Source organism: Aromatoleum petrolei (assembly GCF_017894385.1).
In the GTDB taxonomy this organism is placed as follows: domain Bacteria; phylum Pseudomonadota; class Gammaproteobacteria; order Burkholderiales; family Rhodocyclaceae; genus Aromatoleum; species Aromatoleum petrolei.
Genome location: NZ_CP059560.1, coordinates 1,285,259 through 1,299,000 on the forward strand (window position 1 = coordinate 1,285,259; position 13,742 = coordinate 1,299,000).

The 13,742-nt window shown below is 62.9% G+C and carries 10 protein-coding genes and 1 tRNA gene; 5 read left to right on the plus strand and 6 right to left on the minus strand.

The annotated features are described in order from the left end of the window. Position 1 precedes the first annotated feature (1 nt). Complete coding sequence (locus ToN1_RS05830) at positions 2-937, minus strand: oxidoreductase (RefSeq protein WP_244861124.1); 936 nt, start codon at positions 935-937, stop codon at positions 2-4. A 221-nt stretch (positions 938-1,158) separates the two neighbouring features. On the opposite strand from ToN1_RS05830, the gene ToN1_RS05835 reads away from it, so the two are divergent. From ToN1_RS05835 to ToN1_RS05845, 3 genes are all read left to right on the plus strand, one after another. Then, complete coding sequence (locus ToN1_RS05835) at positions 1,159-2,013, plus strand: HDOD domain-containing protein (RefSeq protein ID WP_169208100.1); 855 nt, start codon at positions 1,159-1,161, stop codon at positions 2,011-2,013. Positions 2,014-2,092: 79 nt separating this feature from the next. Continuing rightward, positions 2,093-2,668, plus strand: coding sequence for a LemA family protein (locus ToN1_RS05840; protein ID WP_169208099.1), 576 nt, complete (start codon positions 2,093-2,095; stop codon positions 2,666-2,668). A gap of 19 nt (positions 2,669-2,687) precedes the next feature. Next, a complete protein-coding gene (locus tag ToN1_RS05845; RefSeq protein ID WP_169208098.1) occupies positions 2,688-3,599 on the plus strand; it encodes a hypothetical protein in 912 nt (303 codons plus the stop codon). Positions 3,600-3,602: 3 nt separating this feature from the next. Here ToN1_RS05845 and ToN1_RS05850 read toward each other — a convergent pair whose 3' ends face one another. Next, positions 3,603-5,510: an ATP-binding cassette domain-containing protein gene (locus ToN1_RS05850; RefSeq protein WP_169208097.1), complete on the minus strand. Its 1,908-nt coding sequence runs from the start codon at positions 5,508-5,510 to the stop codon at positions 3,603-3,605. Positions 5,511-5,625: 115 nt separating this feature from the next. Between ToN1_RS05850 and ToN1_RS05855 the strand changes: the two genes are divergently transcribed. Together ToN1_RS05855 and ToN1_RS05860 are read left to right on the plus strand one after the other, a co-directional pair. Next, a complete protein-coding gene (locus tag ToN1_RS05855) occupies positions 5,626-7,680 on the plus strand; it encodes a site-specific recombinase (protein WP_169208096.1) in 2,055 nt (684 codons plus the stop codon). A gap of 63 nt (positions 7,681-7,743) precedes the next feature. Then, positions 7,744-7,818 (plus strand) — tRNA-Arg (locus ToN1_RS05860). Between the two features lie 2 nt (positions 7,819-7,820). Here the strand turns inward: ToN1_RS05860 and ToN1_RS05865 are convergent. From ToN1_RS05865 to prsT, 4 genes are read right to left on the minus strand one after another with little or no spacing between them, the layout of a single operon-like run. Continuing rightward, complete coding sequence (locus ToN1_RS05865) at positions 7,821-8,609, minus strand: S1 family peptidase (protein ID WP_169208095.1); 789 nt, start codon at positions 8,607-8,609, stop codon at positions 7,821-7,823. Further along, positions 8,606-9,565 carry a lytic transglycosylase domain-containing protein gene (locus ToN1_RS05870; protein ID WP_169208094.1) on the minus strand — a complete coding sequence of 320 codons (960 nt, stop codon included), beginning with the start codon at positions 9,563-9,565 and terminating at the stop codon, positions 8,606-8,608. The genes ToN1_RS05865 and ToN1_RS05870 overlap by 4 nt, the downstream gene beginning before the upstream one ends. Positions 9,566-9,612: 47 nt before the next feature. Beyond that, entirely contained in the window at positions 9,613-10,893 is a 1,281-nt protein-coding gene (locus ToN1_RS05875; RefSeq protein ID WP_169208093.1) for a nucleotide sugar dehydrogenase, read from the minus strand. Between the two features lie 52 nt (positions 10,894-10,945). Next, a complete protein-coding gene (prsT, locus tag ToN1_RS05880; protein ID WP_169208092.1) occupies positions 10,946-13,741 on the minus strand; it encodes an XrtA/PEP-CTERM system TPR-repeat protein PrsT in 2,796 nt (931 codons plus the stop codon). Position 13,742: the final 1 nt, after the last annotated feature.

The following is a 13,742-nucleotide window of genomic DNA, read 5'->3' on the forward strand; positions in this document are numbered from 1 at the left end:
TTCAGGCGCCGATCCGCACGACCGTACGCCCCTTGATCGCGCCCTTGATATACGCATCGAAGGCGTCCGGCAGCTCGTCGAGCGCGATGGTGCGCGTCACGGCCGCAAGGTGGCGCGGTTTGAGATCCGTGGCGAGGCGATCCCACACGCGCTGACGGGTCGGGAAGCCCATGTAGCCCGAGTCGATGCCGAGCAGGCTCACGCCGCGCAGGATGAACGGAAACACCGTCGTATTCAGGTTGAAGCTCGCCGCATTGCCGATGCTCGCGACGGTGCCGGCCTGCTTCATCGTTGCCAACACCCAGTGCAGAATCTGGCCGCCGACATTGTCGACGGCTCCAGCCCACTGGCCGGCCTCCAGCGGACGTACCTTGTCGAGGTCAATGGAGTTGCGCAGTTTCACTTCCGCCGCACCGAGCATCTTGAGGTAGTCGCTTTCGGCTTCCTTCCCAGTGAGCGCAACGACGTGGTAGCCCAGCCGCGCCAGCATGTCGATGGCCAGGCCACCGACGCCGCCGGTGGCCCCGGTCACGATGACCGGGCCATTTGCCGGGGCGAGGCCGTTGTCCTCCATGCGCACGACACCCAGCGCCGCCGTGAATCCCGCCGTACCCAGCGCCATCGACTCGAACAGATCGAGCCCCTCCGGCAGGGGTACGACCCAGCCTGCCGGCACGCGGGCATATTCGGCATACCCGCCGTGATGCGCAACGCCGATGTCGAAGCTGGTCGCGATCACCTTGTCGCCGGGCCTGAAGCGCGCATCGGCGCTTTCGACGACCTCGCCGCTCATGTCGATGCCGCCCACGCAGGGGAAGCGGCGGATGATCTTGCCCGCACCGGTCGCAGCGAGGGCGTCCTTGTAGTTGATGCTGGAGTAATGGACGCGGATCAGAACCTCGCCGGCATCCAGATTGGTCGCGTCGAGCGTCGTCATTCCGCTGACGACCTTCCTGTTCTCGTCCTGATCGATCAGAAAAGCCTTGAAGGGTGTATCCACTTGCGCTCTACTCCTCTCTCGCCGGGACGCGACACCATGCCGCGCTTTTTGCGCCGATTATAGCCAAATAGACGCACGCTCCCGGGCAAATGACATCCGCCCTTCATTTCGCACGATCCGCGGCCGATAATTCCGACATTAGTCTGCCTCCGACCCTCATGGCCTTCATCGACACCCCGTTCGCATCGGTCGACGCCTATGTCGAATTCGTATCGGCACAGGACGTACCCGTGCTGCGCCGCACCGCAAGGGAATTCGAGAGCCTTGCGGCGAGTGACGCCACCGGCGCCAGGCACGTCGCGGCCGCCGTGCTTGCGGACCCGCTGATGACGATGAAGCTGCTGACGACGCTGCAGGCGCGGCGCGGCGCCCGCCAGAATCGCGACATCACCACCGTCGAACGGGCGATCATGATGATGGGGCTCACGCCGTTCTTCGATACCTTTTCGGGGATGACCACGGTGGAAGAGCGCCTGGCCGCGCATCCGCAAGCGCTGGTCGGTGTGCTCAAGAGCATCGGCCGCGCGCGCCGTGCTGCGCATTTCGCGCGCGACTGGGCCATTCTGCGCCACGACCTCGATGTCGACGAGATCACGGTGGCGGCGCTGCTCATGGACGCCGTCGAGATCATGTGCTGGACTTTCGCTCCCGCACTGACCCTACGGGTGTTCGAAATGCAGCGCGCAAATCGCTGGCTGCGGCGAAGCGAGGCGCAACGAACCGTCTTCGGTGCCACGGCGCAGGAGATTCAGGAAGCCCTCGTGCGCGCATGGAACCTGCCCGAATTGCTCATCACCCTGATGGATGCTGACGAGGCCACCAATCCGCGCGTGCGCAACGTGCAGCTTGCGGCCGACCTTGCGCGCCACCTGCAGACGGGCTGGGACAACGATGCCCTGCCCGACGACATCGCAGAAATCGGCAAGCTCGTTCGCATGGGCCCGGAACAGTTGCTCGCACGCCTTGGCGCTCCCGCCGAGGAGCTCCACCGCTTCTTCCCGCCGGCGACCTGAGCCGTCCGCATACTGTTCTCACCGCCGGCTCATCGCAATTTGCGTATATCATGCTGCGGCTAAAAGGGGAGACATAACTATGAGCATATCGGCTGCCGTCGCGCTGGGCGCGCTGGTCATCGCCCTGCTGTATGCGATCGTCGCCTACAACGGCCTCGTCCGGCTCAAGCACAACATCGCCAAGGCATGGGCGAACATCGACGTGCTGCTGAAGCAGCGGCACGACGAACTGCCCAAGCTTGTCGAAGTCTGCAAACAGTACAAGCAGTTCGAGCAAGAAACGCTGCAGCGGGTCACGGAGGCCCGCGCAAGGGTCGCCAGCGCACGCGAGAACCAGGATGTCGCAGCACTCGGCAAGGCGGAGGGCATGCTGAGAATGGGACTGGGGCAGATCTTTGCCGTCGCCGAAGCCTATCCGGAGCTGCGCGCGAACGAACATTTCATGCAGTTGCAGACGCGCATCACGGCACTGGAGAACGGCATCGCCGACCGCCGCGAGTGGTACAACGAATCGGTCAATCTGCTCAACGTGCGCATCGAGCAATTCCCCGACGTCTTCGTCGCGCGCATGTTCCAGTTCGAGCCCAGGCCGCTGCTCGAATTCGCGAGCGCAGAGAAGTCGGACGTCGACCTGAAGGCCCTGTTCGGCGCCTGAGCGGACGACCAGCCGCCGCATGCTGACCCGCCTGCGCCGCGACATCGCGCACGTCACGCTGCCGACGCTGCAATTCATCACCGTCGCGATCATGCTCAAGACCGCGCCCGGCAAGGGGTGGGGGCTGGGAATAGGCGTTCTCGCAGCCACGGGACTGGCGGGCTGGCTGCGCTCGCTCAAAACGGCGCGAGCAATCTCGGACACCCCGACTTCGCGCATCGCATCCGCGGCCCAGGGCTACGTCGAGCTGACCGGCCGCGGGCGCCCCCTGGACGGAACGCCGCTCCTGTCGCCGGTAAATGGACTTCCCGTGCTGTGGTACCGCGTGGAAACCCAACGCAGGCAGAGCGACGGCAAGTGGCGTCATGTATCCACCGACGAGAGCGACGCGTCCTTCCTGCTCGACGACGGCAGCGGCCTGTGCGCAGTCGATCCCGAAGGCGCCGAGATGATGGTCAGCCGGAAGGAAACCTATACGCAGGGCGATACGCGGCACACGCAGTGGTGCCTGATCAGTCAGGACAGCATCTACGTGCTCGGCGATTTCGCCACACTCGGCAGTATCGCTCCCGATTTCGACGTCAGCCGTCAGACGCGCGAGCTGCTGGATCACTGGAAATCGGACCGGAAACGCCTCCTCGAACGTTTCGATCTCGATGGCGACGGCGAAATCGATCTCCGCGAATGGGAGCTGGCACGGCGCCAGGCGCACCGCGAGGTGACCAAACTGCGCGACGAGATCCTCTCTGCCCCGGAAGCACACGTCGTACGCAAACCCACATCGAAGGCGCTGTTTCTCGTTTCCGACCTTGCCCCGGACCGGCTGGCTGCCCGCTATCGCTGGTGGTCGGTGTACCACATCGCCGTATTCTTCGCCTCGGCCGCGGCTGCGGCGGCCTGGTTCAACACCGTCGGCGGCCTCGCACCGTAGTCGTCAGCCGGCGCGACTCTCCAGCGCCTCCCAGCGCACCAGCGCATTCTCGATTTCGGCGTCGAGCTCCTCCAGGCGCCCCTTGATGCGTGCCACCTCCTGCGGCGCCTGCTGGTACAGCGCCGGGTCGGCCATCCTTGCATGCAATGCCGTCTGCTCCGCTTCGAGCGCTGCGATGCGGTCCGGCAAGGCCTCCAGCTCGCGTTTTTCGTTGAACGACAACTTGCCGCTCTTTGCTGCCGTCGGCTTGGGCGCGGCCGGCGCAGCCGGCTTCGGGGCTGCCGCCTTCACTTCCTCGCTCTCGCGCGCCGCCTCGGCTAGCTTCACCCGCTGCCAGTCCACGTAACCGCCGGCATACTCGCCCCAACGCCCGTCGCCCTCGGCAGCGATCACCTGGGTCACGACGTTGTCCAGGAATGCCCGGTCGTGGCTCACGAGAAAAAGCGTTCCGTCGTAATCGGCAAGCAGCTCCTCTAGCAGATCGAGGGTCTCGATATCGAGATCGTTGGTCGGCTCATCAAGCACCAGCACGTTCGCGGGGCGCGCGAACAGCCGGGCGAGAAGCAGCCGGTTGCGTTCGCCGCCCGACAAGGACTTCACCGGAGAGCGCGCCCGCTGCGGCGCGAAGAGGAAGTCGCCCAGGTAACCGATCACATGCTTGCGCTCGCCGCCGATATCGACGAAATCCGACCCCGGACTGATCACCTCCGTCAGCGGCAGCTCCGGGTCGAGCTGGGCGCGCAACTGGTCGAAATAGGCGACCGTCTGGCGCGTGCCACGACGCACGGTACCGGAGTCGGGTGCAACCTCGCCGAGGATCAGCTTCAGCAGCGTGGTCTTCCCCGCCCCGTTCGGGCCGATCAGACCGACCCGATCTCCACGCATGATGCGCGTCGAAAAATTGCGCACCACCACGCGATCACCGAACCGCTTGGTGACGTCGGTCAGCTCCGCCACCATCTGGCCGCTCTGCTCTCCCTTGTCCACCGCGAGCTTGACGTTCCCCAACCGGTCACGTCGGGCCACGCGATCCCGCCGCAGGGCCTCCAGACGCCGCACACGCCCTTCGTTGCGGGTGCGGCGCGCCTCGACGCCCTTGCGTATCCACACCTCCTCCTGCGCGAGAAACTTGTCGAAGCGCGCATTGGCCTTTGCCTCTGCGTCCAGCTCCTCGACCTTGCGACGCTGGTAGTCGCCGAACCTTCCCGGGTAACTGCTCAGCTTGCCGCGATCGAGTTCAACGATGCGGGTCGCAACGTTGTCGAGGAACACCCGGTCGTGCGTGATCACCACGACTGCACCGCGAAATTCACGGATCAGGGATTCGAGCCAGAGGATTCCATCGAGGTCCAGATGGTTGGTGGGTTCGTCGAGGAGCAAGAGATCCGGCTCGGACACCAGTGCGCGGGCCAGGGCCACGCGCTTGACGCCCCCGCCGGAAAGCCCCGACACCAGCGCATCGCCGGGAAGCGCCAGGCGAACGATGACCTCGTCGACACGTTGGTTGAGCCGCCACGCATCGGCCGCATCCACCGCGTGCTGGAGCGCATCGAGGCGCGCCAAGGCCTCTGCGCTCGCAGACTCGGCAACTGCGTGCATGGCGTCGTGGTAATCGACCAGCAGTCGCGCCGCCTCGCCCAAGCCGTCAGCGATCGTCGCGAACACGTCCCGATCGAGCGGGAAGTCCGCCTCCTGCGGCACATAAGCGATCTTGAGGCCGGACTGCCGCCACACCGTGCCATCGTCGAGCGTCGCTTGGCCGGCCAGGGCCTTCAGCAGACTGGACTTGCCCGAACCGTTGCGTCCGATCAGCGCAACCCGCTCCCCGGCATCGAGCTGGAACTCTGCATGATCGAGCAGATCGACGTGACCATAGGCAAGACACGCGTTATCGACGGAAAGAAGCGGCATGGGATGTTACTCGCGGTAAAGGATCCGCATTTTAGCGGTCTGTTAAGATGCCGGGTTCGCCCGATTTTTGCGCACCGCAGCATCGGACAACCACGTCGACACCAATGGAGAACGGATGGATCGAGTGCTGGAACGCCTGGATGGCCCCGACAACGACGAGCTCGCACAATGGAAGGACCTCGTCAGCCAGCTGCGCCCGCCGAGGGCCAGCGACGCCGCGGCCGCGGAATCCCGTTTGCGGCAGCTCATCGATACGCTCAAGGCGCGTCCGGACCTGCGTCGGCGCCTGAACACCGCGTTCCGCAGATTGTTTCGCGAACGCAAGCAGGTCTCGCTCTACGCCTCGTCCGGCCTGCTGCCATCAACCGGCTTCTTTTCCGAAACGGCGCGACGCATCAGCGGGCGGCTGCTTCCCGACTACCTCGACACCGCGTACATGAAGGACGTGCTGGCCGTCCTCTTCTGGCGCAGTGACGACGAAGTGTGGGTCAATGCCATCGCCGACGAACTGTGGTGCGAGCTGATCCGCACTGTCCTCGACGACGAGACGCCCGCTTCGGAAACCGACAGCCGCAGGCTGCCCGACGCGATCACCGAAATCCTCGAGGCCCTCCGCGTGCTTTCCTACCACGCCAGCGCCATTGGCCTCGATCCCGAGTTCATCCGCATCGACCCCGAACTGGAAGAGCACGAATCGGCCTTTCTCGCACAAAACGCGGAACTTGTGGCCTACATCCGCAATTACGCGCAGTGGTGGGAAACATCGACCACTCTCGTCGAGGACGAGCGCCACGTCCAGGTCATGCTCGACCAATGCGAGGAAGCACTGCAGCGCATACGCCGGCGTGCAGCCAAACTGGGCACGAGCCTTACGCTGACGTTCAAGCTCGAACGCCTGCACCAGCACCTCCGGCGCATCGGCCGCCTTCTGCGGCTCCTGTCAGGGCTGCGGCAACACCGAATGTTTTCCGATGTTGCCCCGGAAATTGTCGACCTGTTCAAGGAGCTCGTCCGCTCGGAATGCCGCAAACACCGCCTCTCCGACTATCTAGGCAAAAATGTGGAACTGCTGTCGCTGCGCATGACTGAGAGTGCGGGCAAGACCGGCGAACGCTACATCACGACCACACGCCGGGAATACTTCGGAATATTGGGATCCGCAGCGCTCGGAGGACTGATCATCGCATGCATGGCCGCCATCAAGCTCGTGCTCGCGAAACAGGGGCACGCACCGCTCACGTCCGCGCTGAGCTTCTGCCTCAACTACGGCATCGGCTTCGTCATCATCCATATCATCGGCGGCACGGTAGCGACCAAACAGCCAGCGATGACGGCCAATGCGATCGCAGCATCGATCGGTGAGACGCAAGGGAAGAACCGGGACCTCGACAATCTGGTCGAACTGATTGCCCGGACCGTCCGCAGCCAGCTCGCAGCGATTGTGGGCAACGTCGGCGTGGCGATCCCCGCCGCAACGGTGATCGCGCTCATTGTTCATGCCACCAGCGGCGACCACTTCGTTTCGCCGGAAAAAGCCCGTGGGTTGCTAGACGAGATCGACCCTGCGGGGGGCGCCGTGTTCTTCGCTGCAATTGCCGGCGTCTGCCTCTTCCTCTCCGGCCTCATCGCCGGCTACTACGACAATCTCTGCGCCTATGCCCGCATTCCCGAGCGTCTCCTCCAGCTGAACTGGCTGCGCCGCCTCCTCGGACCTCCGCGCATGGAACGCGTAGCCGGCTACGTCGAGAATAACCTCGGCGCACTGGCGGGCAACTTCTTCTTCGGCTTCTTGCTCGGTGGCGTGACCGCACTTGGCGTACTGTTCGGCCTGCCTCTAGACATCCGCCACATCTCCTTCTCGTCCGCGTATGTCGGATTTGCCGGCGCAGGCCTCGATTTCACAACGGGTTGGCAAGCCGCCGCGCTCGCCGCAAGTGGCATCGCCCTGATCGGCCTCACCAACCTGGGTGTGAGCTTCTCACTCAGCCTGTACGTAGCATTGCGCGCACGGCGGATCACCTTCGCCCAAGGGCGCACCCTCGTGTGGATGACACTGCGGCACTTCCTCTCACACCCCCGCGACTTCCTCCTTCCGCCGCGCAACGATCGCACCAGCGTGACGAGCGGGCGCGATGCCGAACCGCAGTCGCATAGCGCAATTGATCCCTGAGGAATTGCGTCTCCCACGCGCCGCGCTTGGTGCTCGACGCGCAACCGGATAGAATTGCGCGCCCTCCCTGTAGTTCAATGGATAGAACGAGCGCCTCCTAAGCGCTAGATGTGGGTTCGATTCCCGCCGGGGGGACCAAATCACCGAACTTCCATAAGCAGGGCGCGAAGATGGGAAACCGGGATGGCATAGGTGATTCCGGACGGTGCGCTCAAGGCATTTTCCTTCGTACCTTTCACGAAGACCATATTGATGATCCCCAGCACCTCGCCGCTTTCGGGATCGAACACCGGGCTGCCACTATTGCCCGGGTATGCCGTTGCATCCAGCTGATAGACGCGGAACGCGTCTCCCGCGAGTCGGCGAATTAACGCGGGTTTGAGCTGACGGGAATTTGCCTGCGGAATGCCGATCGGCGTCACGGCGGCGACGATGCCCCGGTGCGTCACCGGTGTGAGGCCCAGAGCGCTGCCGATCGGAAATCCCGTGAATGCAATCGATTGGCCTTCGGCGACGAAACTCCCGTCGGCGAGTGGCAAGACGGGCAAGGGCTCGCCGTCGAGCCGCAGGAGCGCGAGGTCGGCATTCGGGTCTACCTCCGCCTTCACAGCCTTTCGAATGGTGCCTTGGGACGCACCGGGTACGACGATCACCAGGGACTCGAGCTCACCGTCCGCGACGGCCCCCGACACGACATGAGCGTTGGTCGCAACGAGACGACCGCTTCCCACTGCAAACCCGGTACCAAGGAAGCGAAATTGCGGCGAGCGGGTCCGCTGAAACGTTCCCACGGCAACCACCGAGGGTTTCACTCGCGGCAGGACGTCGACAAGGCCCGCCGTCGTCAGACGCGGAACGAGGACTGCCGCGTAGAGGACGGCAAGCCACACGCACGCACGACGCCACGCCGGACTCCAATTTTTTTTCACGAACCTCCTCCACGTTCGCTGACGAGCTGCAGAGCGGGAGCGACGGGACTTGGCTCGGTGACGCGGCTGTCGTATGCGTGCTTGCGCCGCTGCATGAAGGCCAGGATACGCGCAACGTAGGCCTGCGTTTCAGCGTAAGGCGGTACCCCTCGGTAACGATCAACGGCACGCTCGCCGGCGTTGTATCCAGCTGCAGCCAGCGCGATATCCCCGCGAAAATAAGCCAGCAGCCAGCGCAGATAGGCAAGACCACCCCGTATGTTCTCCTCGGGGTCGAAAGGTTTCCGCACATTGAAGCGCGCTGCGGTGTCCGGGATCAACTGCATCACCCCCATCGCATTTTTCGACGAAACCGCATCCGCGTCCAGGTTGGACTCAGTCAATGCGATCGCCAGCGCGAGTCTCGGACTGATCGCGTAATCGGCGGAAAGATTTACCACGAGTCGCGCCAGATGCTGGCGCTGCACCGACAGTGCAGCGATGTACGCTTCGGCACTCCACCCCGGATCGGGTGACTCGTCGGGAGGAGGCTGCAGGCAGTCTGGCACGGCCCCCTCGTAGTCGCCGGTGTAGCGGCGCATCCGATCGGCTTGCGGGTGCCCGAAAAATGCCGCCATTGCGAACAATGTTCCAGCGTAGGCGTCATTGCGCTCGAGGCCTCGCCCATTGGCGTACATCCAGCCGAGCGAATACATGGCTTCGACATTGCCCAGACGCGCAGATTCGCAGTACAACGCAGCAGCCCTTGCCGGCTCGCGCTCCACCCCCTCTCCGTGCTCATGGGCCACCGCAAGGTCCGCCAGGTAGCGCGCATGATCGGAGAAGACAGCCTCGAGTAAGGCCGCCTCGAATGCGGCCGGGTCATCCTTTGCGGCAATCGACACCTGCGACGCAGTAGCCAACAATGCAGCGCCCAACAATTGAAGGCTTCTGCTTAGACGCAATCCTCGTCCCATGATCGACTCCCGCGTTGCGCACCGCTAGCGCACGGACTTTCCGTTCGCTAGAGCCGCCAGACGGTGACCCCGGACGCAGCCAAGGCGTCCCGGTCATACGCCGACTTCACATCGACGAAAATACCGTTCGGCAACAACCTGTCCGTGATCTTTACGAGGGGCATGTCCAGATACGCCTTGTGTGACACTGCCGCAACAACAGCCGTCGCACGCGGCAGATCCTCCCAGGCCACCAGGGATTCGCCGTACTCGTGTTCGGCCTCCGACGATGCTGCAACGGCGTCATGAACATGCACCCTGCAGCCGAAGCTGCGTAGCTCGCGGATCACGTCGATGACCTTGCTATTGCGTAGATCGGGACAGTTTTCCTTGAACGTGAGCCCCATGACGACGACGTCGCAGCCACGCACCGCATGTCCCGCCTGAATCATCTGTTTGACGGTCTGCTCGGCAATGTACTTACCCATGCCGTCATTGATGCGCCGTCCTGCCAGGACCACGTCCGAGTGGTAGCCGAGCATTTCCGCCTTGTGCGTCAGGTAGTACGGGTCGACGCCGATGCAGTGTCCTCCTACGAGGCCCGGCCGGAACGGCAGGAAGTTCCACTTCGTCCCTGCTGCTTCGAGCACCTCGAGCGTGTCGATGCCGATCTTGTGAAAGATCACCGCCAGTTCGTTCATCAATGCGATGTTGAGATCTCGCTGCGTGTTCTCGATAACCTTCGCAGCCTCCGCGACCTTGATCGAACTTGCAGGATAGACGCCTGCGGTAATGATCGCACCGTAGATTTCACGAACCTTCGCCAGTGTGGCAGGCGTATCACCCGATACCACTTTCACGATCTTCGTGACCGTTCGCTCCTTGTCTCCCGGATTGATTCTCTCTGGAGAATAGCCGACGAAGAAATCTTCCTTCCACTTCAGGCCCGATTCACGCTCTATGATCGGAATGCAGACCTCCTCTGTCGCGCCGGGATACACCGTTGACTCGAAGACAACGATCGCCCCGCGCTTCAGATTCTGTCCGACGATCCGCGATGCGCCCACCAGTGGCGAGAAATCCGGTTGGTGCGCTTCATCCACCGGTGTCGGTACCGCAACAACGACAAAGTCCGCTTCCGCGATCACGCTCGCATCGGCATGGCATGAAAGCATCGTTGCGGCACGCAAGGCCGCACCGGACACCTCACCGGTCGGATCGTAGTGCTCACGATACGCAGCGACCTTACGAGCGGAGAGGTCAAACCCCAGGGTCCTGAATTTTCTGCCGAATTCAACCGCAAGCGGAAGGCCGACATATCCCAGGCCAATAACGGCTACAGTAGTCATGATTCTCGCCCTATCAATAAGCCATATAGCATAATTCGAATGATCTGACGGTTCATAGCTTCTCCTTCAGCGCATTGGCCTCGGCGCGCAGGGGGCTATCCTGCGGCAGGGACTGCAGCAGATGATCCGCCTCCTTCACAGCGTCCTGTTTGCGCCCAGCTTTCACATATGCTTTCGCGAGATTGAGACGAAGAGTCGGTGCAGTCGGCGCCAGAGAAACCGCCTTGCGAAGGTTATCGATCCCGTTCTCGGACTGGCCGCTGTCCATTTGCAGCACACCCAGCGTAGCGAGAATATTCGGATCCTCCGGAGCCAACTTTAACGCCCGCTCCGCCAGCCCCATCGCTTTCGGATCCCTGCGATGGCCCGCGATCCATGCAAGATTATTCAGGACATGGGGCGTATCCGGTTTGAGCTCATCGAGCTTGACATAGAGCCTTTCGGCTTCGTCGAATCGCCGTGCAGCAAAGGCGCGCTCGGCAAGATAAGTACGCACCCGTACATCCTTTGGCTCCTTCCGCAACCATTCGGAAATCGTCTTCTCGGCATCGCCTTGCTTACCCGACTGAACCTGAACCGCATGGAGTTTGATCACCGTCTCGGCCCTCGGCCTGACAGTGAACGATTTGCGGTAAGCGGCAATCGCAGGCGCGTAGTCCTTTGCGAGGAGGTACAGATCGCCTTCCAGGTTCCACCCCGCAGGCTCCTTGGGCCGTTGCTTTTGTACTGTCTGGGCAACGGCAATCGCCTCCTTGAGTCGCTGTTTTCCGGCGAGCAATGCGGCGAGTCGCTGCTGTGCGTCGAGGAAATCCGGCTTCAGCCCTAGCGCCCGTCGCAAGGACTGCTCTGCGGCGGTGGAGTCCTTCGCCAGTTGTTGCGCATCTGCAAGGCGGATCAACGGGGCTGGCAATTTCGGCTGTAAACTCACCTGCTTGCTGAACGCAGTGACTGCCTGCTGAAGGTCACCCGCCAGTAGCTGGGCCCGGCCCATCATCTCGTACGCTCGTGGATCATCGGGATGGGCTGCGATGACTTCCTGCACGATCGAGATCGCTTTCTTTGCATCTCTCTGCCCCAGGGCCTCCGCGGCGAGCGCCAGCTTCGGAGTGGCTTCCGCTGGCGTCGCACGACTCGCGCGCTCGAGGGTTGCACGCACCTTGTCCGACGGGGCTCCAGTGGCCTTTTGCAGATTCGCCAACAGAAGGGAAGCCGCGACGTTATCCGGATGCTTGGCGACGACATGCTCGACACGTTCCAGCGCCTCACCGGGCTTTCTTTCCGCGAGATCCAACCGCGCGAGATTGACTACTGCGGGCAGGTAATCGCTCTTGAGCGCCAGTGCCTTCTCAAACGAGAGCCGCGCACCAGCCATATCCCGTCGGGACAGAGCGATGCCCCCCTGCAACATGTAAGTGCGAGGGTCATCCGGACGTTTTTCCTCGAGCCGCTGCTGCGCCGCAGCTGCCTTGTCGATTTCACCCTGCCGCAAATGCACCATCACAAGTGCAAAGTCGGCAGCTCCGGAACTCCCCTCGAGCGTCGAGGCCGCTTCAAGATCGCTCAGGCCTGCAGCGGCATCCCCCTCGAGCATACGCGCCATTCCCAACTGAGTGCGCGCCAGCTCGTCGGACGGGCGAACGGCGACGAGCCTCTCATACGTCTCCGAGGCCGCATCCAGCTTCCCCTGCGCCAGCTGAATGCGCGCTGCCAGTTGCAGGCTCGCCGGGTCCGGATCCTTTTCGGAAAGCAGCGGCTTGAGTGTATCCATGGCCTTCTGGGAGTCGCCTGCACCGAGTTCAAGGCGCGCAAGCCCCACCCGCGCGGTTCTGTTCTCGGGTGCTCGACCAACCACCATCGCCAGATGTTCACGCGCAAGCACATGCTCGTTCAGGCTGGCGTGGATCAGGCCGGCCAACATCCGCCCTGGCAGGTATTCCGGAGCCAACCGGACGGTTTCGGCGATGTGCTCACGGGCCGGAGCCGTCTTGCCGCTGCGGAAATCATTGAGTGCATACAGATAGTGAGTGAGTGGATGTTTCGGCGCGACCTTCTCCATCGCAGCAAGCCGCTCCGCTGCTTCACTCATGTCTCCTCGCTCAAGCAACAGCGAGATCAGCGCAAAATGATACGCAACAGATGACGGCCTCCCCTTCACCGCCTCGCGCAGCGCAGCGAGCCCCTCGTCGTCCTGCTTACGGGCAAGCAACACGTTTGCACGCAGAGCATGGGCATCTCCAGCTTCCTCCCCCGTCGCACCGCGAGCCAACGCAGCCTCGGCCTCTGCAAGCGCCCCGTCGACGTCCCCGCTCAGATATTTCATGCGCCCGAATCCGACCCGCGCAGAAAGGTCATCCGCGTTGGACTTCAACGCCACCTCGAAGGCCTCGCGCGCCTTGGACGCGTCCTTGCGCTCAAGATAGGCATCCCCGATGCTCCCCCACAGTCGCGCGTTGGCAACCGGATCCTGAAGCTCTGTCGCCCCGAATTCCTTGATCACCTGCTCAAACTGCCCCATCTGCACCATCGCACGCGCCAGCAGGGGATTTACCTGTTCGACCGGAACGCCGAGCTCCAGCGCGCGCCGAAACTCCTTTTCCGCAGCAACAGGATTCCCCTGCCTAAGATTCACAGCCCCAAGCAGGTAACGTGCTTCAGCGAGCTTGGGGTTCTCCTGCAAGGCGTTCTTGAGCTGAATGCTCGCAGCCTGGAGATCATTCTTTGCAAGATAATCGCGCGCCGAACCCACCATCGAATCAGGGCTCGCGCCGCAACCGGCAATCAACCCCGAAAAGATTAGAGCCAGCGCAATTTGCCGTTTGGATTGCGGAATTATCATCGGACGGGACACG